Origin of the sequence: Methyloterricola oryzae (assembly GCF_000934725.1) — a bacterium.
Taxonomy (GTDB): Bacteria; Pseudomonadota; Gammaproteobacteria; order Methylococcales; family Methylococcaceae; genus Methyloterricola; species Methyloterricola oryzae.
The window spans coordinates 94,650-118,513 of record NZ_JYNS01000003.1 but is presented as its reverse complement, the minus strand read 5'-3'; the positions used below and the strand labels follow the sequence as shown (position 1 = coordinate 118,513).

At 62.2% G+C, this 23,864-nt stretch carries 14 protein-coding genes; 6 read left to right on the top strand and 8 right to left on the bottom strand.

All coding sequences use genetic code 11. The features are described from left to right. Positions 1-5: 5 nt before the first annotated feature. Complete coding sequence (locus tag EK23_RS06615) at positions 6-3,200, bottom strand: ATP-binding protein (RefSeq protein ID WP_158002459.1); 3,195 nt, start codon at positions 3,198-3,200, stop codon at positions 6-8. A gap of 207 nt (positions 3,201-3,407) precedes the next feature. On the opposite strand from EK23_RS06615, the gene EK23_RS06610 reads away from it, so the two are divergent. Further along, entirely contained in the window at positions 3,408-5,279 is a 1,872-nt protein-coding gene (locus EK23_RS06610) for a TonB-dependent receptor plug domain-containing protein (protein WP_045224540.1), read from the top strand. A 41-nt stretch (positions 5,280-5,320) separates the two neighbouring features. Here EK23_RS06610 and EK23_RS06605 read toward each other — a convergent pair whose 3' ends face one another. Further along, the gene (locus tag EK23_RS06605) at positions 5,321-6,709 is read right to left on the bottom strand and encodes a hypothetical protein (RefSeq protein ID WP_052807993.1); all 1,389 of its coding nucleotides are present in this window, start codon (positions 6,707-6,709) and stop codon (positions 5,321-5,323) included. Positions 6,710-6,848: 139 nt separating this feature from the next. Between EK23_RS06605 and EK23_RS24130 the strand changes: the two genes are divergently transcribed. Together EK23_RS24130 and EK23_RS06595 are read left to right on the top strand one after the other, a co-directional pair. After that, positions 6,849-9,185 (top strand): ATP-grasp domain-containing protein, encoded by a 2,337-nt coding sequence (locus EK23_RS24130; RefSeq protein ID WP_235281938.1) that lies wholly within the window; start codon positions 6,849-6,851, stop codon positions 9,183-9,185. 29 nt (positions 9,186-9,214) lie between these two features. Continuing rightward, positions 9,215-10,375, top strand: coding sequence for a phosphoserine transaminase (locus EK23_RS06595; RefSeq protein ID WP_045224539.1), 1,161 nt, complete (start codon positions 9,215-9,217; stop codon positions 10,373-10,375). Between the two features lie 75 nt (positions 10,376-10,450). Here EK23_RS06595 and EK23_RS06590 read toward each other — a convergent pair whose 3' ends face one another. From EK23_RS06590 to aroK, 6 genes are all read right to left on the bottom strand, one after another. After that, positions 10,451-11,293 (bottom strand): MOSC domain-containing protein, encoded by an 843-nt coding sequence (locus EK23_RS06590; protein WP_045224538.1) that lies wholly within the window; start codon positions 11,291-11,293, stop codon positions 10,451-10,453. Positions 11,294-11,352: 59 nt separating this feature from the next. After that, positions 11,353-11,925: an NUDIX domain-containing protein gene (locus EK23_RS06585; RefSeq protein WP_045224537.1), complete on the bottom strand. Its 573-nt coding sequence runs from the start codon at positions 11,923-11,925 to the stop codon at positions 11,353-11,355. 4 nt (positions 11,926-11,929) lie between these two features. Next, on the bottom strand, positions 11,930-12,997 hold the full coding sequence (hemE, locus tag EK23_RS06580; RefSeq protein WP_045224536.1) for a uroporphyrinogen decarboxylase: 1,068 nt from the start codon (positions 12,995-12,997) through the stop codon (positions 11,930-11,932). 68 nt (positions 12,998-13,065) lie between these two features. Beyond that, entirely contained in the window at positions 13,066-14,781 is a 1,716-nt protein-coding gene (locus tag EK23_RS06575; protein WP_045224535.1) for an AAA family ATPase, read from the bottom strand. Between the two features lie 28 nt (positions 14,782-14,809). Continuing rightward, complete coding sequence (aroB, locus tag EK23_RS06570; protein ID WP_045224534.1) at positions 14,810-15,892, bottom strand: 3-dehydroquinate synthase; 1,083 nt, start codon at positions 15,890-15,892, stop codon at positions 14,810-14,812. Then, a complete protein-coding gene (gene aroK / locus EK23_RS06565) occupies positions 15,889-16,428 on the bottom strand; it encodes a shikimate kinase AroK (RefSeq protein WP_045224533.1) in 540 nt (179 codons plus the stop codon). The genes aroB and aroK overlap by 4 nt, the downstream gene beginning before the upstream one ends. 640 nt (positions 16,429-17,068) lie before the next feature. Between aroK and EK23_RS21580 the strand changes: the two genes are divergently transcribed. From EK23_RS21580 to EK23_RS06550, 3 genes are all read left to right on the top strand, one after another. Further along, positions 17,069-22,609: a multicopper oxidase domain-containing protein gene (locus tag EK23_RS21580; protein ID WP_052807992.1), complete on the top strand. Its 5,541-nt coding sequence runs from the start codon at positions 17,069-17,071 to the stop codon at positions 22,607-22,609. Positions 22,610-22,861: 252 nt separating this feature from the next. After that, entirely contained in the window at positions 22,862-23,056 is a 195-nt protein-coding gene (locus tag EK23_RS06555) for a hypothetical protein (protein WP_045224532.1), read from the top strand. Positions 23,057-23,126: 70 nt separating this feature from the next. Further along, on the top strand, positions 23,127-23,855 hold the full coding sequence (locus EK23_RS06550) for an FKBP-type peptidyl-prolyl cis-trans isomerase (RefSeq protein WP_052807991.1): 729 nt from the start codon (positions 23,127-23,129) through the stop codon (positions 23,853-23,855). The last annotated feature ends 9 nt before the right edge of the window (positions 23,856-23,864 follow it).

Below are 23,864 nucleotides of genomic sequence, written 5' to 3'. Positions count from 1 at the left end.
AGCCGTCAGCCCACAGCTAATTGTCTTGAAAGGATTTGAAGACTGGCCGGAGGGGCGGAGTCGCGCAGGGCTTGAAACACTGTCAGACACCGCTCATAAACCGCCCGGGCCTCGGGATGGCGCTGGTGGCGGAGGTACAGGCTGATGCAGCCGTGGTAGAAAACTTCCGCGGTGTCGTCCACGGCCAGGCCTCGCAGGTACCATCCACAGGCGTCCTCGCAGCGTCCTTGCTCATCCAGATGCTGCGCCAGGGCACATAGGTGTTGCTGGAATTCGTTGCGCAGGCGTTCCCGGCGCACGGCTGCCCAGGGCGTGTTCACATGCTGCAGAAAATCGGCTTGGTACAGTGGAAGGGCGCGGGCGCGAAGGTCCGCCGCGCCTTCCGCATCGCTGCCGCGGGCCGCGGAAGACGCCTGTTCCAACAAGCTCTCGAACTGCCACAGATCGGCCCAGATCTGCCGTCGCTCAAGGCGAATGCGGTTGTCGCGCATGCTGATGGCGTCTGGGCAGTCCAGCAGTTTGCGCAGGCGGTGCAGGGTGGTGTTGAGAGATCGCACCGCCAGGTCGCCATCTGCATCCGGCCAGAGGGCGTCCGAGGCGTGTTCGGCAGCTGCGTCGCGACTGTTCTGGCTGAGCAGCCACATGAGGAGTTCCATGGGCTTGCGCTGCGACTTTCCGGATTCTTCCAGCAATCGCTCGTCCAGTTGGATGCGGAAACCGTCGAGGGCGTAAATCTTTACCGGCCATGGCCAGTCGTTGCCGCAATTCTCCGGTGGACTTACGGGCACCCGACGTACCAGGCTTCGCGCGCAGTCAGCCTCGAGACCGTGGGTCAAAGCCCGCAAGTAGAGCGGCGCGGTGCGCGCCGGGCCGAGCAGGCCCCAGGGAATGGAGTCGGTGCTTCGGGCAATGGCCAGTGCCCGCGCCAGCATTTGATCGCCCAGGCCTTCGTCCTTCGTTTCGTAGGCGATGTAGGCCTCGGCCATGGCGATGCACGCGTAGATGACTGGGTTGACCACACCGCCAAATATCGACTTGGCGTTCGACAAGCTGCGCCGCGCGTCTTCATGCAGGCCCCGCAGCGCCTGGAACCAGGCGAGAAAGACGGTGCAGATCTGGTGGCATAGCATGGCGTTGAGGCTGCGGAACGCCTCGGAGGCTTGTGCGATGAGTTCGCCCGCATGTTCCAGGCTGCCCCTCTGCGCGAAGCTCAGGGCCATCAGATAATCGTGAAGGGCGCGAATGACCGGCGGCGTGGGGGGCGGGATACTACCAATGAAGCGCGCCAGGGTTTCCTCTGCGACATCCACCTCACCAGCAACCAGGGCGGACACGGCGCGTTGAACCAGGAGCGGTCCATTGAAGGCGAGGATGCCGGTTTCCTGCGCCAGGTCCAAAGCCTCCCGCGTGGTTGCCAGCGCCTTCTGCGCGGCGCCGTGTATGGGCAGCACCGAGGCGCAGACGTAGAGGTAATTGATGCGCATGGTGGGCGGAGCGTCCCCGGGCACAAAGGGCGCAAGCCGTTCCAGAAGGCGCACCGCGCGGGCGGAATGGCCCAGCCAACACAACATGCCGGCGACATGACTGGCCGCCCAGGTTTGCGACAGCAGGGCGCTTTCGTTTTCGACCAGATCCTTGATGCGTTCCGAGGCCTTGAGGATCAGTGGGTGGAGCGGATCTATCCATTGCATGATGGCATAGCCGCTGTAGACGCGCAGTTCGATCTCGGGCGATGGGAACTCGGGATAGGCATCGCGCAACCATTCCATTTCCGCGATCCAGCGCTTGGCCGGGGCGCGGTCGCCCATGGCCAGGAACAGGGCCTGCATGATGCCAGCCCAACTGGAGTAGAGCCCCGTGCTATCAGCCAGCGGTTTGAATCGCTCGTAGGCTGCTTCAAATTGCAGGCGGGCGCTGTGGGAATCCAGTGGCAGCAGGCCGAGGCCCATCCAGAACGCCAGCCAGGGCGATGTTTCGCGTATGTCTTCCGGCAGCTGACGCAGGTATTGCACGAGGGTTTGGTGGCGGCCCTGCGCGAGCCACTGGGGTGCGATCCGCACCAACAGATGGGCCATTTCGTTAAAGGCGCCTGCGTCCGCGTAGAGTCGCACGGCATCGTCGATCAGTCCGGATTCACCCAACAGTGCCGCGGTTTGGCGTTGCACGGTCTGCCATTCCTCGGGATCGAAGCGCTTGATGGCCCGCGCCTGCAGGAAACTCCGGAAGAGGGGGTGATATTCGAACACCGGCGGCGTTTCGTTGCGTTCGGTGATGAAATAATTGCGCCGCTGCAGATCCGCCAGTGCCTCCACGATGGCCGTTTCGCCGCTGAGTGTGGCCGCCTGCTCCCCGGTCAGGGTCGGCATGAGGGCGGTGCGCATGAAGGCATCGCCTATGGCTTCCGGAAGGTCCGCGAAAAACTCTCCCGCGAAGTAGTCGAACAGGATCTGCGAGGGCGACGCAGCAGGCAGTTTGGCGCCCTGGGCCAGCATCAGCACCACCCCTGCCATCCAGCCTTGGGTTTGCGCGTGCAGCATGGCCAGGGTGTGGTGGTCGGGAACGGGCTGGCAGGTACGGCTGGCCAGGTTCTCGATTTCAGTCAAGGTCAGGGCAAGATCGGAGCCGTCCAGACATAGCATGGTGCCATGCACTCGCAGCCGAGCCAGACTCGGCGGAGGCTCGTCCCGGCTGGTCACGGCAAGGCGAACGCCGGGGGGTAGCGATTCCGCCAGCACGGGCATCAGGTGGTGCAGCGGCGCCTCTGGCGGCAGGTGCTCATAGTTGTCCAACACCAGCATGGCCGGGGTTTCCAGGCTCTCGCACAACACTTCCATGAAGCGGCGGGAAAAGATCGCCAGTCCAAGCAGATACTCGGGCGTCAGGGCTGGAAGGGGCTTCCCTTGGCGATGGCCTGCGAGCCCGAGGTAATGGAAGAAGGTGGCGATATCGGTGTCGCCGGCATCGATCTGCAGCCACAGGGTGTCCACCAAGCGGGATTCGGAATAGCTGCTGGCGAGAAGGGTCTTACCCGCGCCGGGCGGGCCCTGGATCCAGATCACGCGCGCGTGCTCGGCGGCGTCCATGACGTCGAAAAGGCGGGGGCGCGCAACGGTGCTCCGATTCACCGGCCTGGTGAGCTTGGCGATGCGCGGTGGTTTGTTTTTGTTGTCCACCTGAAATTCCTTTTGGTGCTTGGGCACCAGCCATTTCTTTTCGCTATAGGTGAAATTACCACATGAATTTGGCCCATGCACCGGATAGGAAATTTATTCTCCATGAGCCTTTGTCGATTGAACTTTGCGCGCCTTTCACGGAATTAACCCTATTCGGCGTAACAAATTACAAAGCTCGCGGCCAACGTAGCCCGTCGAGCAAGGGGGAAAATCTTGGGATGTCGGGCGATATGGGTGGCGCTGCTCGCGGTGCAAGCGACGGCAGTTGTATTGGCGGCGGAGGCGACGCTGCCCGTTGTTCGGATTGTGGGAGAAGCCTCGGAAGGCGGGCCGGCGGAAGGCGCTGTCACCCGCACGATTCAGGATAGGGAGGCCATTGAACGCTCCGAGGAGCGGGATTTGAACGGCGTGTTTCAGGGCTTGCCCGGGGTGACTTTGCAGTCATCCAATACACGCACTGCTCTCAGCGGCTTGTCGCTGCGCGGTGCGAGCGCAGGTCTGGGGCAGATATCCCTGGATGGTGTACCCCTCTACAGCTCAACTCCCGGCGCCTTCAATCTCACGGGGTTCCCGGCGGACTCAATAGAGCAAGTCGACGTCGTACGGGGAGCCATGGCGCCGCGCTACGGCAGCCGAGCGCTGGGCGGCGTGATTCGCCTGAACAGCCGGGACCGCAAGGAAACGGGCGTGTTCGGGCATCTGGAAGGCGGCAGTTATGGCACGTTGTCGGAAACCTTGGGTGGCAGTTGGGCGGGCGAGGGAATGCGAGGGACGCTGACAGCCAGCCGCGATGATATGTGGGATGGCCCCAGCACCGCTGATCCGGCCAATGGAAACCGCGAACGGGATAATTTCTGGCAACACCAGGTCTTGGGCCGATTTCATGCACAGCCATCGGGCGAATTCAAACTGAACGGCACCTTGCTCTACGGTGCCTCGCGCGCCGACGGAGACGCCTCGGGTTTGACACCGGCTTTGCAGGTGGGGCTGATGGACGACCCAAACTCCGATTCCTACACGGAAAACTGGGTGGCCCAGACGACGGCCTCCGCCGATATCAGCCAAGCCTGGACCTCCAGCCTGCAATTGGGCTTTACCCGCAACCGTCAGAACGGGCATTCCCGAGGTACGCCCTTTGGGTTCGATCAGCACCTCCTGATGTCCCGCTGGACCAATACCCACCCCCTATTTGGCGGCGACGGTGATGGCTCAATGCCCGCCTTGCATTTCGTGTGGGGTGGAGAAGCCCGCTATGAGGAAGGCGACAATGCCTCACTGACTCCCGCGTTCCAGTTGGGCGGGGAGCGCAACACGCTTTCGGGTTTGACCGAACTCAGGGGGCAGTGGGGAAGATGGAGCGGCTTGCTGGGCACGACGCTCGATCATTACAGCGATTTCGAAACCAATCCGACCTTCTATGCGGGGCTTAACGGTTGGGTGTTGGATACCCTGCAGGTGAGGGCTTCCGGCGGTCATGGCTACCGTCCGCCGACGCTTAAGGAATGGTACTTCGAGCCCGTTTTCGGCAACCGCAACCTGCGGCCTGAACAGGGGTGGAGCGCCGAGACCGGGGTGGACTGGCTGCCGACATCGACACAACGCCTTTCGGTGACGGGCTATTATGCCGACTATCGCGACCTGATCCGGGTGGCCTTCGCGCCGACCTCGCCGCTGCTGCTGACCAATATCAACGTTCCGCGTGCCCAGCTATGGGGATTCGAAGTGGAAGGCGAAACCACCTGGGGCTATGGCCTGATGACAGGGATCAACTACACCTATACCCACAGCGAAGACCTGGACACCGGGGAAGAACTGGTACGCCAGCCACAACATCAGGGGCGGGTCTACGGGCAGTGGCGCATTCCGGAGACGCCGCTGAGTCTGTGGGTGGAGACGGTTTACCGTAGCGGCAATTACCAGGACCAGGCGCACCAGATTCACATCGACGAGGCGGTTCGCATCAACGCCCAACTGGCGTACCACTATTCACCCCAATGGCAGCTTTACGTGCGAGGCGAGAATCTGGCCGACGACCGCACGGAGGAGTTGTACAGTTTCACCTACCGCGGCGCGACGGTGCTGGCGGGATTTCGGGGCGGCTTCTGATCCCGCCCCGATGCGCTTTGCAGATAGGGCTCTGAATATGCTCAGAGGGATTCCAGGAACTTGATCAAGTTTTCTCTTTCGCCCCCGCTCAGATCGATCCCGAAGAAGTTCTTGTAGTGATCGACCACGCCGGCGATGGTTTCCGCCGAGCCGTCGTGGAAGTAGGGCGGATGGGAGGCGAGGCCCCGCAGGCTGGGCACCTTGAAGCGATTGAGGTCTGCCCAGCGTCCGCTGATGAGACCGCGGCCCGGGTCGGTGGTACGCAGGGTCTCTTCCGAGCCGATGCGCCGCAGGGTAATCAAAGGCACATCAGAACTGCGCCGGTTCGCGGCGCTGATGCCCACATCGTAAAAGAAGCTGGGATCCGTGCTGCGCGAGTTGCCCACGTTGGGATTGTTGTGGCAGGTGGCGCAGCTGCCGCGCACCCGCCCGCGCCCGTCCGGCAGGTTGACGGTGAAGCGCTTGCTGTTGAAGATCCGTTGCCCGTCGGCGATATCGCCTTGCGCGCCGGGCAAGCCCGTCCAGGCATCAAAGAGATGGAAGCCATCACGATTCTCCAGGGTTCCTGCCGCGAGGTTAAACGGCCCGCCCAATGCTCCATTCGCATCCAGTGGGCCTGCCTGCCAATGGACCGTTTGGGCGGTGAACAGCCGGGCCTCGAAATCCGCGATGCTTGTCCGCACTGGATCTGTGAGCGGGAAGTTCTGATCCGACTGCGCGTGGTTACGGGTGGCGCCATTGGCCTGATTTTTCAGTCCGTCAGGAATCGCGCGAACCGGGGCAGACAATTGCCGGGGCGCGTTGCGGCCGTCCCAGTTGACCACCGTCACGAATTTCAGGTTGGTTGTGGGCAACGGGCGGCGGAATAACGACAGAACTGGTAATGCGGCCGTAGGATCGAATTTGTCAAATCCTGCCGGGCTATCGACCATCTCCACTGCAAATTCGGAGTTGGAGGGCACCTGTAGAGCGATGCGAATGACTCCTCGCTCAAGAAGCAGCCCATAAGCCTGCAACCGCTGCTCCCGTGTGGCGACCTGAGCTGTCGGTTTCGTGGCGGCGTCGATGGGCCGGAAGATCGCCTCCTCGCCGACTGAACCAGGTGTGTCGCCGCCCTTGGCGTCGAACAGGGCTTGAAGCCGGTCGGTCAGGATCGACCAGCCCTGATTCTCCAGGTGGCAGGTCTCGCAGGTGCGTCCGTTGCCGTTGGTGGCGATGTTTTGAAAGAACTCGTTGATGTGGGGGACGTCGGTCGTGGGCGCAATGCCGCTGCTTGGATCCTCGGCTCCCGGCGGGACGAACAAAGATTCGGCTTCGCCCGCGTCGTTGAAGGCCCTCTGGGCCTGGGCGCAGGTGAAAATGGATGACAGCAGGACGGCTATGATCGCCGCCCACGTAAGGTTCACAGGATTGCTGCTCTTGGGGATCATGCTCTACTCCTTATGATCGAAAACTAAAACACCGGGTGTGTAACAAGTGGGGTTTGCCGGATGGCAGTCTGAAAGCCTTGGAACTCACTCATGCGCCGCGCCGATGGTTCGCGAGGCGGATTAAAGGATGCGGCAGCCGGTGTTACAGATCAGTTACAAGGAGCAGCTGCGGCACAATGCCATTGTTTGCCTCGGGGACATTCCGCCTGGCAAGCTCGCGCTGTTCCTGGCCCCGGTTTTCCCAGGCTCTCCCTCTGAACTGCTAAGCTTTTCGGGAACTGCGCCGCGTCTGGCGCCTTCCATCTATCTCAAGGTTCCCGCTGTGATTTCTACGAGTGATCCAAATCCCTGGATGCGATTCTTCGACCGGCCCGTGGAGCATCGCCTGGCTCCGGCACCGGACGCCCTGGTCGAGTTTCTGGCGGAGTATCAGGCGGCCCAGGGGGCTGAAGCGGTACCTGTTGCCATGGTAGCCCCGGACGACTTCATGGATGACGTGCACGGCGCCATCGCGGGCATGCCGGATCAGGTCAAAGCCGCGCTGGAGTCCTGCCTGCTGGGCGTGTTCTTCGTTTCCGGGATAGGTTCCTCGGCCATCACCGATGCCGTGACGCTGGGCGACGGCACGCTGATTGGGTGTGTGGTGGCCATCGATGTAGAGGCCCTCAAGGATCGCCGCGCCAACGACTGGTGCACCTGGAAGGAGAACTCGCCGTTTCGCGACGAACCGGGGTTCGGGTTGAAGGCGCGCCTGGCTGCGCCAGAATGGGACAGCCGTGCGGCGGCCCTGCAATTCCTGCTTCTGCACGAGTTTGGCCATGTGCTGGCGACCGGACGGAACCTGATGCCGGACTGGTGGCTGCCGGCCAGCGAATTCGCGGAGCCGGACGCCTACCGCTTCCTGCCCCTAAGCTGGACGAAGGGGCCGGAGGGAAGCCTGGTGCCAAAGGATGGGAAGGACTTCCCCGGGCGTGCGCAGGCTTCCTTTTACGGTACGCCGCGGCTGCCCGGAAGCGCGATGCTGAAGATCTATCAGGCCTTGGAAGAAACCGCGTTTCCGACCCTGTACGCGGCCACCAATGTCTATGACGACTTCGCCGAGTGTTTCGCCAGCTATGTTCATGCGGTGCTGATGGGGAAACCATTGCAGGTGGACATCATTCAGAACGGGGTCGTGGCATTCAGGTCCGAGAGCTTCTGGGATGCGCCGCGCGCGCGGGAGAAACGGGCCTTCATGGATGCTTTCCTCCGCGAACTCGCCGAGCCGGAAATAGCGCCCTTCCTGGGTCTTGCGCCTTTCCTGCGCATGAGCATCGCCGGGGACGATCTGCGCGCGGCCGCCCAGCGCCTGCTGATACAGGCCAACCAGCAACGCGGTAACGCCCATTGCTGGATGAATCTGGCGACCGCCTTTTTTGCGCTAGGGCTGCGCGACCTGGCCTTGTCCATCCAGGAGCAGGCGCTGGCGATGCAGCGGCTCTACACCATCGAGGCGGCGCGGCAGCCCGTTCGGTTCCGGCTGCTGATGCTCATGGCGCCGGGCGATCTGGCGGAAAATACGCCGCTGGACTGCCTGCTGGAAAACAGCGACGTGGAACTGATCTGCTATTACGCCTCCGCGCAGGATCCTCTGCCAGAGCCCATGCCGGAGCATGATGCGGTTATCGTCGCCATTTCCGACAAGCGCGACAACGGGCGGATTCTCAAGGCTTTGCAACCGCTGCTGGATTGCTGGCCGAAGCCAGTAATCAATCGTCCCCAGTTCATACCCAATACCGACCGCGGGCGCGCCAGCGAGTTGCTGCAGGGCATCGACGGACTGACGCTGCCCTTGACGCATAGGCTGACCCGAGAAGCCCTGCATTCCATCATGCAGGGAGAGGTCCGCCTGGAGAGCTTGTTTCCCGACTGTCGCTTTCCTGTCATCCTAAGGCCCGTGGGTTCCCAGGCGGGACGCGACCTTGCGAGGATCGCGAGGCCTGGAGAGATCGCCTCTTATCTGGACGAGGTGGTGGCAGAGCCGGAGTTCTTCATCGCGCGCTTCATTGACTACAGCGGGACCGATGGCCTATTTCGCAAATTCCGCGTCGCATTGTTGCGCGGCCGCCCGTTCGCCTGTCACATGGGCATCTCCAGCCATTGGATGATTCATTACGTCAATGCCGGCATGTATGAGGATGCGGCCAAGCGCTCGGAAGAATTGCGCTTCATGGAAGGCTTCGATACCTTCGTGCAACGGCATGGCGCCGCCTTGCAGACGGTTTACGAGCGCTTCGGGCTGGACTATGTATGCATCGATTGTGCGGAGACTCGTGGCGGCGATCTGCTGATCTTCGAAATCGACCACATCATGGTGGTGCACGCCATGGACTCGGAAACCCTGTTCCCCTTCAAGCAGGTCCACATGCGCAAGTTCCAGAACGCCTTCGAGGACTTTCTCTACCAACTGCCCGCCGGCGAGCGCGCCGCAGGCTGATGGTCACCTTCGCAAACCGTAAAAGACCCATGCTCACTCCGAATCAAACGAACTTCTCCGGCGGGCCGGGCGCGTTGCCGGAGACCGTGCTGCAGCAGTTGCAGGAAGCCATGCTGGCGGTGCCCGGCGTGGGCTTGTCGATCCTCGGCATCAGTCATCGATCCGATTGGTTCGCCGGCGTGGTGGCCGAACTCGAGGGCAATGTGCGCCGCCTGATGGGGTTGTCCGACGACTACCATGTGCTGTTCCTGCAAGGGGGCGCAACGCAGCAGTTCTCGATGCTGGCCATGAATCTGCTGGCCGGCAAGACCTCGCCTGCGGACTATGTGCTGACCGGCTACTGGAGCGGCAAGGCCTTGCCGGAAGCGCGGCGCGAGGGGCCGGTGCGCGTCGTATGGGATGGCGCGGCCGACGGTTTCCGCCGCCTGCCAAGGGACGAGGAGATGGTGTTTTCGCCGGAGGCGCCCTATCTGCACTATGTCTCCAACGAAACCGTGGAAGGCCTGCAATTCCGCCGCATTCTCGGCCGAGATGAGGTGCCCCGGGTGTGTGACATGTCGTCGGACTTCCTGTCGTTTCCCGCCGATTACCAGCGTTTCGCGATGATCTACGCTCATGCGCAAAAGAACATCGGGCCCGCCGGCGTGACCGTCGTCATCGTCAAGGACGAAGTGCTCAAGGGCATGCCGGATCATCTGCCCAGTTTCCTCAATTACCACACCCAGAAAGCTGCTCACTCCATCTACAACACGCCTCCGGTCTTCGCCATGTATGTCGTGCTGCTGGTCACGCGTTGGCTGCTGGAGGAAATTGGCGGCCTGGCCAACATGGATGCGATTAACACCCGCAAGGCGAACCGGTTGTATCAGGCGCTGGACGACAGCGACGGCTTCTACATCGGGCGCGCCGCCGTGCCCGACCGTTCCAGGATGAACGTGGTGTTCAACCTGCGGACGCCGCAGCTGGAAGCGCAATTTCTCGAAGCGGCCGAGGCTGCCGGTTTCTCGGGGCTCAAGGGGCATCGCAGCATTGGGGGAATCAGGGCCTCCATCTACAACGGACTGGAACTGCCGGCGGTGGAAAGCCTGGTGGACTTCATGGACGCCTTCCGGCAAAGAGCGATGAATACCTCCGGGCAAGGGAAGGGAAGCGCGGCGGCCCCCAAAGTTGGGCAGGAAGTGGAACTCTGAGGATCGACTGATACTGATGCTGGCACGACTCAGCCAAGCCGGCCTTCTGCGGCCGGCAACAACCCAGGTGATCGGTTACTCCAGCACGGCCGCATCGCCGCGCCTGACGGTGCCGCCCGACAGCACGCGCGCGTAGACGCCGACGCTGGGCAAGGCCTTGCCTGCGAAGGGCACGGTGACGTTGTTCTTGGCGATGGCCTCGCGGAAGATCAGCGGATCCTTGGGCAGATCGCCCTGAGCCAGGGTGGGCATGACGCAACGGGGGCAGGGGTCGGTGATCTGCAGGCGCACCGAGTCGCCGATGCGCAGCGTGCGTCCGACCCAGGCGTTTTCCACAAAGCCTTCCTGTCCGGCAGTGTCCACGACCAGATTGGGCCGGAACCGGCGCACTTCGATGCGGCCCGCCGGGTGCAGGCTTGCGAGCTGCTGCAGGCTGCTGGTGGTGATGAGGTGCACCATGGCGTAATCGAAGAAGGTGCCCGCCGGGGCATCGCCGGCTACTGGTTCCTGACTGATCTCGTTGTTCTGTCCTTCGTATTCAGGCCAGAACTGTTCCAGCTTGGCCTGCGCCGGGGCGGCGCTGCGCAGATTGACGGCTCGCCCGAGCGCCTTGGAAATCCGCTCCTCGCTGTCGGGAAGGTCCGAGCGCACCGAGCTGCCATCGGGCAGGGTAATGTGGATGGCGGGGAGCGCGCCGCTGCCCACGTTGTCCAGATAGCTGGCCCGGCAGGCGAAGATGTCCGGCCACTTCTTGGGATTCTTGGCGCTGACCACGGCGCCGGTTTCCCGGTCCACCAGGGCATAGGCGCGGTCGCCGATGAGGCCGGTCGGGCCGATGGCCGCGGCGTTGAGTTCCTCTCCCAGCATGGATTTGACCGGATAGCGCCAGGCCGTCGCGAGAGTCGCGGAGTGTGTCATGGGGTGCTCCTTCTTGTTTGTTCTTGTGGTGTTCCTGCCATCGGCGGATCGTCCCGGGTTCAGCTTCGGCTCGTCTCTAGTGACGGTGCGATGCCGCGCAGCAGCGCCAGCTTCAAAAGCCCCGCCACGCTGATGGCGTCGGTGATCTCGCCGTCCATCACCATGCGCACCGCTTCTTCCAGGGGCAGCTTGCGGATGGCGAGGTCCTCGGTTTCCTCGAACTCGGTTTCGCCCTGGGTCAGACCTTCCGCCAGGAACACGAAGCCCTCCTCGTCGGTGACGGAGTTGGAGGTGTGCAACCGCATGAGGCAGCTCCAGCGCTCGGCGCTGAGGCCGGTTTCTTCCTTCAGCTCGCGCTTGGCGCCTTCCAGCGGTTCCTGGCCACAGGGCGAGCCACCCATGGGGATCTCCCAGAAATAAGCGTCCGGCACATAGCGGTACTGGCCCACCAGCCAGGTGTTGCCATCCTCGTCCAGGGGGATGATGCCGATGGCCAGGTTCTTGAAATGGATGCAGCCGTAAAGATTGAGTCCACCGCCGGGATTGATGACCCGGTCCTCATCCACGTGTATCCACGGGTTGTCGTACACCTCGCGCCGCGACAAGCGTTTCCAGGGATTGTGCTCGGACATGGGTTCAGGCCAGGTGAAGCGCTGGGCTGTATTCGTGCACGGCATCGATCATGGCGCCCACATGTTCCGGCTTGATGTCGGGATGCACACCGTGGCCCAGATTGAACACGTGGCCCGAACCCTGGCCGAAGGCTTCCAGAATGGCCTTGACCTGGGCGCGGATGCTCTCGGGGGATGCGTATAGCGCCACGGGGTCCATGTTGCCCTGCAGCGCCACGCGATGGCCGACCCGTTTCCTTGCCGCGCCGATGTTGATGGTCCAGTCCAGACCCAGGGCGTCGTAGCCGCTGTCCGCCATGGATTCCAGCCAGAGTCCGCCGCCCTTGGTGAAAAGAATGGCGGGGATGGTCTGGCCGTCGCGGCTGCGGGTGAGCTGCGCCAGGATGCGCTTGGCGTAGTCCAGGGAGAAGGCCTGGTACTGCTCGGTGGTCAGCACGCCGCCCCAGGTGTCGAACACCATGACCGCGTTCACGCCGGCGGCGATCTGCGCGTTCAGATAAACCGCCACGGCGTCGGCCAGCTTGCCCAGCAAGGCATGCATCAGTTCCGGCTGGTCGTACATCAGGCCCTTGGCCTTACGAAACTCGCGGCTGCTGCCGCCTTCGATCATATAGGTGGCCAGGGTCCAGGGGCTGCCGGAGAACCCGATGAGGGGCACCGAACCTCGCAGATGGCTCTGGATCAGGCGGACGGTATCCGGGACGTAACGCAGGTCGGTTTCCGGATCGGGAATGGGCAGGCGATGGATATCCTCGGCGTTGCGCACCGGTCGCTCGAACTTGGGGCCTTCGCCTTCGATGAAGTGCAGTCCCAGGCCCATGGCGTCCGGCACGGTGAGTATGTCGGAAAACAGGATGGCGGCATCCAGGCGGTAGCGCCGCAAGGGCTGCAGCGTCACCTCGCAGGCCAGTTCCGGCGCGGTGCACAGGTTCATGAAGCTGCCGGCCTGCTCGCGCACTTGTCGGTACTCGGGCAGGTAGCGGCCGGCCTGGCGCATCATCCAGACGGGGGTGCGGTCCACGGGTTGGCGCAGCAGGGCGCGGATGAAACAGTCGTTTTGGAGTTGGGACATGGTGGATCGAGCTCGGGAAGGTTGAGATGCGGTTCCCGCCGACCTTGTGTCGGCCAGGTGTGTTTTGATCAGGGTGCGGTGGCTGCCGGTGCCGCCGCTGGAGGAGAGGTCGTCAGTTTTGGGCTCTGCTCATCGCTTTCCAATGATTGCAGTTGCAGCAGCGTGAGCGACCCGGCCCGGCCGTCGGGCAGCAGGCCCCTCTGCTTCTGGAAAGCGAGAACTTTGGCTTTCACGTGTTCGTCATAGACCAGTTCCTGTCCGGGTGCGGCGGGAATCTGCAGGCGTTCCCGAATCCAGCGGGCGGCTTCGTGGCGTTCGCGGGTTCCGATGGACGCCTTGTCAAATGGTGGTTTCCACAAAATGATGGCCTCACCCCGCAGATAGGGTTTTATCTCCGCCATCGGCGTCTTTACCGGCCGGCCGTTCAGGTCGATAACCGCCTGGTCGCCCTCCATGCCAGTCAGCAGCAGATACCGGCGGACATTGCCTTGGGCTATTTCCAGCACGGCTGGCCGGTTATAGGTCTGCAAGGTCTGCCAGTCGGCCCGAAGGCCCTGGCAGCGCAGCGCCTTGGTTTTGGCAGTCGCGCAGGGGTCGCCGGACGCGTTTGGTGGCGTAATGCCCCATAGATCCAGCAGGCCGCCGAAAGCCGTGGTTCGGTTTGTGGGCAGCGTGGCGATAAGCGTGGCAAACGGCTGCTCCTCGACGCTCTGGGCTGGCGCCGCGACCGGGCTGGGTGCCGGCGTTGGGACCGGGCTCGCGGAGGGCTCTGGCGGTGCCGGGGTTGGGGCCGGGCTTGCGGAGGGCTCTGGCGGCACCGGGGTTGGGGCCGGGCTTGCGGAGACCTCAGGCAGCGGCGGCGGGCTGGCCCCTGCAGGAGCCTGTGCCGCGGGCGCGTCGCTGGCTGCGGGATGCATATCGGCGGCGGCCGGCTCGGCTAGCGGGGTGGCGCTGGGTGAGGGCACCGGGCTGGGCGTTGGAAGCGGGGCTCCCTCTCGTGCGGAGGCTGGTTGCTCTGACAGTGTGACGGGCGCTGGCGGGGCGGCTTCGCGCAGTTCGGGCGGCTGCGATGATTGTGGCTGCCACAAGGCCTGAACCACAAAGCCGGCCACGGTTGCCGCTCCCAGCAGGGTCACTACCACCGGCCCGGCCAGTCTTGCGCTGCCGCCGCTCCAGGGCCTGAACACCGTGAGAAAGGCCTGCGCAAAGCCGGGCCCCCGGGGTGGCGTTGGGCTGTGCGGAGGTGGTGCGGCTTGTGTCTGCTCCGGTCGCCACGGGCTGACCTCAATCACGTGGGCATCGGCCAGCGCCAGTGGGTCACTGGTCGCCTTCTGTGGTAGGTCCTCGGGGCGCAGCGCAAAGGCCAGTTGGATTTCGGGATGCAGCCGGACGAACTGGCAGATCGCCCCCAACAGGCCGGGCAGCAAGTGCCCGGCATCGTCCAGGAGCAGGATCAGTCTGCCATTCTGCTTCGCGAGACGGGCCAGTTCCGCCTCGATCTGGGCCTCCGGCGTGGCTTCGGGCCCGCTGCGCGGCCCCGGGCGTAGCATCTCCAGCATTTGCGTGCAGATCCAGTCCAGACTGAAGTTCTGGGAGGCAGCGAGGTAGCAGGTCGTCCAGTTTTCCAGGGCGCGCGACTGCACCTGGCGGAATAACGAAGTCTTGCCGCTTCCGCTGGGGCCGAGCACGAGGATGGGGCGTGGCAGGTTGGCAAGAAGGTGCAACAGCAGATCGAGCTTCCCCGTGCGTCCCCCTTCCGCCATGAGGGCGGTGAAGCGTTCCATGCCGGCGGCCTCAGCCCGCCCCCGATGATCAGTTCCGTCCGTATTCATCCAGGGTTGCCCTCAACAGTTCGAGGTCCACGCTGGTCGGCAGCGTGGCGCGGCCTATGGACTCCAGCAGTATCAGCCGCAGCTTGCCGCCCAGGTTTTTCTTGTCCACCGCCATCAGGTCAAGCAAGGTCTGCGTGCTCAAGGCCGCCGGCGGCGTGATCGGCAGCCGCGCGCGGCGCAGCAGGCTCACGATGCGGTTCACGTCGTCCTCCGAAAGGTGGCCCAGCCGCCGCGACAGGTCCGCCGCCTGACACATGCCGATGGCTACGGCCTCTCCATGCAGGACGGCCCCGTAACCGGCACCGGTTTCGATCGCGTGACCGAACGTGTGACCCAGGTTGAGGGTGGCGCGCTCGCCGGCTTCTTTTTCGTCGGCGGCGACGACCTCCGCCTTGTTGATGCAGGAACGCTCGATGGCATAGGCCAGGGCCTGGGCGTCGCGAGCGAGCAGGGAGTCCAGGTTCGCTTCCAGCCAGATGAAAAAGTCCAGGTCGCGGATCAGCCCGTATTTGATGACTTCCGCGAGGCCCGCGCTGAGTTCACGGTCGGGGAGGGTGCTCAACACGGCCGTGTCCGCCAGTACGCACTGCGGCTGGTAGAAGGCGCCGATCATGTTCTTGCCGCGGGGGTGGTTCACCGCGGTCTTGCCACCCACGGAGGAGTCCACCTGGGCCAGCAGGGTGGTTGGAATCTGGATGAAGGGCACACCACGCTGGTAGCAGGCTGCTGCAAAGCCCACCAGATCGCCGATCACCCCGCCGCCGAGGGCGATGAGGGTGGCGTCGCGGCTGTAGCGCAGGGTCAGAAGTTCATCGAACACGCGCATGGCCGAATCCATGCTCTTGTAGGTTTCCCCGTCGGGCAGCACCAGTGTCGCCGTATCGCGGCCAGGCAGGGCATCCAGCACACGTTGCAGGTAGAGCGGCGCCACCGTCTCGTTGGTGACCACCATAACCTGGGCCGTGGGGATGTGGGGCTGGAGCAGCTCCGCGCGGTCGATCAGGCCGGCGCCGATATGAATCGGATAGCTCCGTTCGCCGAGGTTGACGGTCAGGGTCTTCATGCTTCTTTAAGGATTCTGCGGCTACGGTTGAAGGCACGGAGGATTTGCCTTACCGCGCTTCGACTGGAAAAGTGGCCGGTATCGACAATGAAGTCGGCCAGGGATCGGTACAGGGGGTCGCGCACGGCCAAAAGTTCCTCCAGGCGTGCCCTAGGGTTCTCGGTCTTGAGCAGCGGGCGGTTGGTATCCTTGTGCGTCCTTTCCATTTGTTTGTCCACGGTGCACTGCAGGTAGACCACAAAGCCACGCTCGCCCAGGTAATCCCGATTGGCGGGCAGTAATACGGAGCCGCCGCCGGTGGCCAGCACGATGGGGCAGGTCTGGGTCAGGCTGGCCAGTACGTCGCTTTCCCGCTTGCGGAAACCGGTCTCGCCCTCGTACTCGAAAATCATGGGGATTGAAACGCCGGTTCGCTGCTCGATTTCCTTGTCGCTGTCCACGAAGGCGACGCCCAGGGCTTTCGCGAGCAATCGCCCGATGGTGGTTTTCCCCGCCCCCATCGGACCGATCAGAAAAATGTTTCCGTTGAGTTTCATGCGCCACGAGTAGCTTCGCCCGCGCGCATCATACCATCGGAACCGGCAAGGCACTAAATGCAGCCTGCGCGGTTACCAGGCCTAATTGATTCGGCGCCCGCGGCGCCCCGCCTTCCACGCACACCGCTGGCAAGCGCATTTCGGTCGCGCGCACCGGCCTTCTTGAAATCACTGTCAGCAAATTAAACATGGTTAAAAACCGAGGGCTTGGACACGCCGAGCCTATGAGAATTAGCATTTGATGATGCGCTTACGCGCGTGGGGACTGGCGAAACGGGGTTTGAGGGCACTGCAAGTGTCAGAACTGTTTTACAGATTACTCGCGTTTTTTTTACAAAATAGAAATCGGATAGTAATAAGCCAAAGACTTATTCTTTGGAATGCTTGCGGGACAGTATTTTTGTTGCTAATGGTTCTTGATTGTTTGTTATTTATAACATAAAAAACAATGAGTTGAAAAAAAGGTTCAAAGACAGGTAAATTTTTTTTGAAACTGGCATGGGCTTTGAATTAAGGGAAATGTCGCAGCGCGGGTAGGGGATTCCACTCAACCCGACCCGGATCCGGTGGCGCCCCGGATCCTGCTGGCGGGAGTCGGCGAAACCCTCCCGAAACATTAACCCTGAAACCGGATAAACCCATGCAAGCTCAATCCAAACCTTATTTCAATGTGAGTGCCCGTTTCCAGCTTAAGCGGACGGCCCTGGCTGTAATGACGGCCACCGCTACGATGGGAATCACCACGGTGTCCCTGGCAGGCCCTGGCTTTGGTGACGCCTACGATGTGAATAACCAGCCTTTCATCATACAGTCCTATTTTGCCAGCAGCCCAGCGGGCGATCGTCAGTGGGATCCCGCAACGGGCGCTCCAGCCGGGTATGACCCCGCTAACCAAACTGTATTTAAAGCCGCAGTCGATGCGCTCTACGGGGCAGATCCCTACCCTGGCACCGGCAAGGCCTTGCGCAAGTTCGTCGATCCGACGCCGCTGCTGGGCCAGCCGCAGACGCTGGCGGATGGCAGCACCAGCAAATATATTCCGGTGGCCGTCCCGACCAAATGGGTCAACCCGCAGGGTGTAACGACCGGCGACGACTATTACGAACTGGCGGTGGTGGAATACAGCGAGAAAATGCACAGCGATCTGCCTAAGGCCACCACGCTGCGCGGCTACGTCCAAATCGACCACCTGGCCAGCAATGGTTTGGGTGCCGTTCCAGGCAGCAAGCAGTTAGCTCTGTACTACCCCAATAGCAGTGGCAAGGTTGCCTTTGCTAGTGGCGATGCCCCTGCCGACGCTAAGCCGATCATGATCAATGGCACCGACGCCAACGGCAAGCTGACGGGTACTCAAGTCCCGGCTATTGTCGTCGATGAACCCCATTACCTCGGCCCGGCTGTGGTGGCGAGACAGCACACGCCCACCCGTTACAAATTCTACAACCTGCTGCCGGTCGGCCGTGCTGAAACCGAGACGGTTAACCGCAAAGAGTGGGACAAGGCCACCAACGGTTGGAGCGAGGTTCCCACCTTGGGCGTGAAGCTCGACGCCAACGGCAGCCCTCTCCGTCACGGCGATCTGTTCCTGCCGGTGGATCCTTCCATCGTGGGTGCCGGCCTAGGCCCCGACGGTATGACCGAGTACACCCAGAACCGCATCAGCGTTCACCTGCACGGCGGCGACAACCCGTGGATGAGCGACGGTACTCCGCACCAGTGGTTCACTCCGGCTGGCGAGGCCGACCCTAGCCTACCTGGTTCGCTGGCAAGTAACACCAACGTGGATCCAGCCCTGTTGCCCGAGTTCCTGCGCGGTCCCAGCGCCAAGAATATCCCCGACATGAACGATCCGGGCCCCGGCGCGCAGACCCTGTACTTTCCCAACGGCCAGTCGGCCCGCCTGGAGTGGTTCCACGACCATGCCGTGGGTCTCACGCGTCTCAACGTGATGGCCGGCATGGCTGCGCCCTACGTTCTGACCGATGCCACCGAGGCAAGTTTGATCAGCAGCGGCGCGATTCCGGATGCCACTCACACCATTCCCCTGGTTCTTCAGGACAAGTCCTTCGTTCCGGCCGACATCAAGCTGCAGGACGCCCGCTGGAGCGAAACCGGATGGGGTAAGCCTGGCGACATCTGGTATCCGCACGTTTATGAAACCGTGCAGGATCCCAAGCAGGCCACCAACTTCAATGCGGTGGGCCGCTGGCACTGGGGGCCCTGGTTCTGGCCGGTCTTCCCCGCCCTCTATAACCTACCGTCTGGCGCCTATGGCGACGTGACCACGGTTCCCGAGGCTTGGGGCGACACTCCCGTCGTCAACGGCGTGGCCTACCCGACGCTCACCGTCGAAGCCAAGCCCTATCGTTTCCGCGTACTCAACGCGTCCAACGATCGCTTCTTCACCTTCAATTTCTTCCAAGCGGACAACAAGCAGGTCATCATCAATGTGGTCAAGGGCGGTTCGGGCTACGATGCTGACTCAACCTTGCTGCTTCTGAACGACGGCAAAAACGCACCGGCGACTGCGACGCCGACCATTGACGTCAATGGCACCATCACTGGCGCCACGATCAATGCCAACACGATCCCAGCCGGCGGCTTTGCCCGCACGCCAGATGTCTTGATTTACTCCACGGGAGGTTCGGGAGCTGTTGCGCTCGCCAACCTCTCCGAAGTGAAGATGGTGCCAGTGCAGAACTGGCCCAAGCTCTGCGATGCCGGTGTCACCCGCGCCAGTGTGGATGCCCAGGGCAACGCCACCTGCGTGCCCGACATCTGGACCACGGACATTTATGGTCACAACGGCGGCGTGCCCGATCCGGCAACCCAGGGTCCGACCATCTACCAGATTGCCAGTGAAGGCGGCTTCCTGCCGGGTGTCGCCAAGAAGGACCCAACGCCTATCAGTTACCTGCTGGACAAGGGCCGCGCCGCGGTGCTGAACGTTGACTATTCGACCTCCGGCCTGCAATTGGGTAACGCCGAACGTGCCGACTTCGTCGTCGACTTCTCTTGCTATGCCGGCAAAACCCTGCTGGTCTACAACGACGGCGGCGCTCCGGTACCGGCAGCCGACCCGCGCAACGAGTATTTCACCGGTTATGGCGATAACTCGGCGACAGGCGGTGCTGAAGACACGCGTCCTGGTTACGGCCCCAACACTCGCACTCTGATGCAAGTGAAGGTCACCGGTACTGCGCCTGCGTCTTGCGCCAACAGCGGCAGCGGCGTCCTACAAGGTAACGCGGCCGCCGAAGCTAGTCTGGATAGGGCCATTAAAAGCGCATACAAGGCGAGCCAGGAGACCCCGGTTGTCGCTCAATCTGCGTATAACGGCGCACTGGGCACCAACTGGAACGACACCCAGGCTTTCGGAACCATCTTCACCGGTTCACTCAAGCAGCCGACCTTCAACTTCATCCAGGGCACGGCAAACACGACGGGTGCGATCAACGCGATCCAGGTGACGGCCCAGGGCGATGGTTACATCACACCGCCCGCGGTGACCCTCCCGGCGCCGAATGATGTTGCTGCGACTGAGAAGGTCCAGGCCACGGCGGTTGCTTCGCTCAAGATCAACCATCTGCACGTGATCGACGGCGGTTCCGGCTACAAGGTTGCTCCGACGGTCACCGTCACTTCGCTGGGCAAGGGCAACGGCGCTGGCGCCACTACCTCACTCAAGGTCAGTGCGGTGCAGGTCGCCAACGGTGGTTCGGGATATAACCGAGGCAATGTTGCGTCGGTGAGCCTCACGAACCCTGGTACTTACACGGCATCGGCGGTGGGTGCTGTTAGCATCACCAACGGTGGTCGCTACAACACCAACAACGTCACGGTGACCTTCTCAGCGCCGCCTGCCGGCGGCGTGCAGGCAATCGGCACGGTCATCATGACCGGTACCGGTACTAACCGGCGTGTCTCCGGAGTCAATATCACCAACCCCGGCAGCGGCTATACCAGCGTGCCGACGGTGACGTTCTCCAACGGTACCACCCGGGCAACCGGCACGGTGACGGGGCTCGTTCGCAAAGCGCCGACTGTAACATTCGCGACTCCCACCGGTGGCACCCCTGCTACGGGTACCGTGGTGTTTGACAGCAACACTGGGGCTGTCACTGGCATTAACCTCACGAGCGGTGGTACCGGCTACGACTCAGCACCAGTTCCCACCTTCGTGGGTGGTTCTCTGGCGGCTTCCGGTGCCAACCCCGCTGCGGCGACGACTCAGATTGCCGCATTGCCTGTGATCACCTTCCCGCGTCCGCTGGGCATCGCACTTGACGCCACCGGCAATCGCGTAACGGGCACCACCGCCACCGGCAAGGCCGTAGTCAATGCCTCAGGCGTGATCACGGGTGTGACCATTACCAACCCCGGCTCGGGCTACACCATCGCGCCGACCCCCACCACGACGGGTACAGCCAAATTCACCTCGACTGCGAGCGTGGGCAACCTGATCCTGGATATCCCGGATCCGACCAACCCTGAAAGCGGCGGTGGCGGCGGCTACGACAACCTGTTGACCGACGCAGCCGATCCTGTGTTCCAGGCAGCCATCGCGGCAGGCAACCCGATTGCCTCGCGCGCCGGCCTCACCATCACGATGACGGCTCCTCCGGCGGGCGGCGTGCAGGCCACTGGCGGCGCGACCGGCAAGGTGTTCGACGTCACCTTGACCAATTCGGGCAAGGGTTACACGGGCAGTGTCACGGCAAACCTGGGCAGCATACCGGCCAGCAACTCGATCCTGGCGGCGGCGACCACCGTTCCGACGATGACGCGTAGCGCGGCAACTGCGAATGGTACGGCTGGGCAAGCTCAAGCGACGGATGCCAATGGCAACCTGGTGTACACCGATAGCAATGGCAATCTCCAGTACCTGCCCGTCGGTTCTACGGTGCCGGCCGGTTATACCCCGGTCTACACCGACAATACGGGCAGCATCCTGGTGAAAACCAAGGCGATCCAGGAATTGTTCGAGCCGACCTATGGCCGCTTGAACGCTACCCTGGGTGTGGAAGTGCCGTTCACCAGCGCCCTGACGCAGACGACGATCCCGCTGGGCTATGTGGATGCGCCTACCGAGAAGTTCGGTGACGGCGAGGTGCAGATCTGGAAGATCACGCACAACGGTGTGGATACCCATCCGGTGCACTTCCATATGCTCAACGTTCAGCTGATCAACCGCGTGGGTTGGGACAACTTCATCACCCCGCCGGAGCCGAACGAACTGGGCTGGAAGGAAACCATCAAGATGAGCCCGCTGGAAGACGTGATCGTCGCGGTCCGCGCCAAGAAGCCTGCTCTTCGTCAATCGAGTGCTGGTGGATCCTTCGCGGCTGGATCTGGCTTCGGTCTCCCCAACAGCTCCCGCCTGATGGATCCCTCGCAGCCGGAAGGTGCGATGACGGGCTTCACCCAGATCGATCCGAACACGGGCTTGCCGGCGGCAATGTACAACCAGAGGGTCGACTACGGTTGGGAGTACGTGTGGCACTGCCACATCCTGGGCCACGAAGAGAACGACTTCATGCGTCCGGTGGTGTTCGATGCTCGCGAAGTGGTTCCTGCGGCGGCTACGGGATTGGCGTTCAACGGCGGCAAACTGACCTGGGTCGATAACGCTAATACCGAGTTCCAATACACGGTTCAGTACCGTACCAGCACGACGGGGGCATGGACTGCTGTAACGACGGAGCCGCTGCCGGCCAACAGCACCGAGGTTAGCTTGAGTGCCGCGCAGCAAGTGTCTGGGACTGCTCCTTACTTCGAGTACCAGGTCGTTGCGACGGGTCAAGCGGGTTCAGCCTTGAGCGAGGTGCTTACAGTTGGTACGCCTCCGCTGGCTCTGCCGGCTCAGGTAACGGGTCTTAGTGCGACGGCGACTCGGATCGGTCTCACTGCGAACGATTCCGTGGCGCTGACCTGGACTACGCCGATTACTGGTGGTGCGGTAGCGAGTTACACCATCAACCGTTGCACGTTGCCGGTTTTCGGTAACACATGCGCCAACGGAACGACGGTAACGGTAGCCACTGGTGTGAACACCACCAACTATTCCGACACGGTGAGCCGGGGTGGATTTACCCGTACTCGCTACGGATACTGGGTGGCTGCGGTCAACGCTACGGGGACTGGCCAGGCCAGCACCCAGGTTAATGTGACGACTAGGTAAGTGATGTAGGTTGGGTTGCAGAGTCATCGCAACCCAACACCCTCGGGACAGGAAGGACTTCCATCGTCCGACTTGAACCGGCGGGAACAGGGAGTCCATGACATCGACCGCCCCGGTGCAAAGCCGGGGCGGTTTTCCAAAAACCAAGGTGTTTGCCGTCGCGTTCCGGGTTCCGGAGCGCCACGGGAAGAGTCTTGCGATGGATCACAGGGCGAAAGGCCCTGGCTCAATATTAATTTGAAACAGACCGACATGATTACTGACCTGCTTTTGGATTCTGTGACTGCGCCTGGAATCGAGGTGATCGAACTTGTGACCGAGCAACAGCGGATGAGTTATCTCCTGGGCGTGCGCTTGGCGCGCGGCTTGAACCGGGACGCTGTTGATTTCAACCTGCTGGTCGGCGGTCTGCGTGATGCCGTCAATAACTGCCCGATTGATGTCTGACTTAATGCGCCGGATCCAGGCAATTTTCTGACCTATAGTTTTGTGAACCCCTTTCTCACGGAGAAATAGCATGCGCAAGAATTTTTTGGCTTTTGTCGTAATGGCGAGCGTGGCTGGCACCGGCTTCGCGAAAGATGTAAAGAAACCCGAATCGCAGAGCAAGCTTGCGACGGAAGCGCCGCTGCAACTGAAAACGCCTACTGAGCAGGCGAGCTACGCCTCAGGCGTGATGACGGTCCGCAATTTCAAGAATTACAAGATTCCCTTTGATGTCGAGGTGCTGATCCGTGCTATCCGCGATACGGCGGAAGGCAAGAAGTTGGCCATGGATGATCGGGAATTGAACCGCGTCTTGAGTGGATTGCAGTCGGATATCCGCCGCAACGAGGTGCGTAGCCGGGAAGAAAAGCGCTTTGACAACCTCAAGAAGGGCGACGCCTACCTGCTCGACTACAAGAAGAAGGAGGGCGTGCAGGCGCTGCCAAACGGCGTGCTGTACAAGGCTGAAAAAACCGGTACCGGCAAGAAACCCACCGAGGACGACACTGTCGAGGTCATTTATAAGGGTAGCAAGCTGGACGGAACGGTGTTCGACGCCACCCCGGAGGGCAAGCCGGCTGCCTTGAAGATGAAGCAGACCATCCCCGGGTGGCGCGAGGCGTTAAAGCTGATGCCCGTGGGTTCCAAGTGGCAGATCGTGATTCCGGCTACTCAGGCCTACGGCGACCGCGGCGTTGGGAACGTCATTGAACCGAACGAGACTCTGATCTTCGACGTGGAACTTGTAGGAATCAAGTGAGGAAGCCGC

Coding starts and splice junctions, on each gene's coding strand:
- EK23_RS06605 (WP_052807993.1), bottom strand. CDS start 6,709: ATGATCCCCAAGAGCAGCAATCCTGTGAACCTTACGTGGGCGGCGATC.
- EK23_RS06595 (WP_045224539.1), top strand. CDS start 9,215: ATGCTCACTCCGAATCAAACGAACTTCTCCGGCGGGCCGGGCGCGTTG.
- EK23_RS06590 (WP_045224538.1), bottom strand. CDS start 11,293: ATGACACACTCCGCGACTCTCGCGACGGCCTGGCGCTATCCGGTCAAA.
- EK23_RS06585 (WP_045224537.1), bottom strand. CDS start 11,925: ATGTCCGAGCACAATCCCTGGAAACGCTTGTCGCGGCGCGAGGTGTAC.
- hemE (WP_045224536.1), bottom strand. CDS start 12,997: ATGTCCCAACTCCAAAACGACTGTTTCATCCGCGCCCTGCTGCGCCAA.
- EK23_RS06575 (WP_045224535.1), bottom strand. CDS start 14,781: ATGGAACGCTTCACCGCCCTCATGGCGGAAGGGGGACGCACGGGGAAG.
- aroB (WP_045224534.1), bottom strand. CDS start 15,892: ATGAAGACCCTGACCGTCAACCTCGGCGAACGGAGCTATCCGATTCAT.
- aroK (WP_045224533.1), bottom strand. CDS start 16,428: ATGAAACTCAACGGAAACATTTTTCTGATCGGTCCGATGGGGGCGGGG.
- EK23_RS21580 (WP_052807992.1), top strand. CDS start 17,069: ATGCAAGCTCAATCCAAACCTTATTTCAATGTGAGTGCCCGTTTCCAG.
- EK23_RS06555 (WP_045224532.1), top strand. CDS start 22,862: ATGATTACTGACCTGCTTTTGGATTCTGTGACTGCGCCTGGAATCGAG.
- EK23_RS06550 (WP_052807991.1), top strand. CDS start 23,127: ATGCGCAAGAATTTTTTGGCTTTTGTCGTAATGGCGAGCGTGGCTGGC.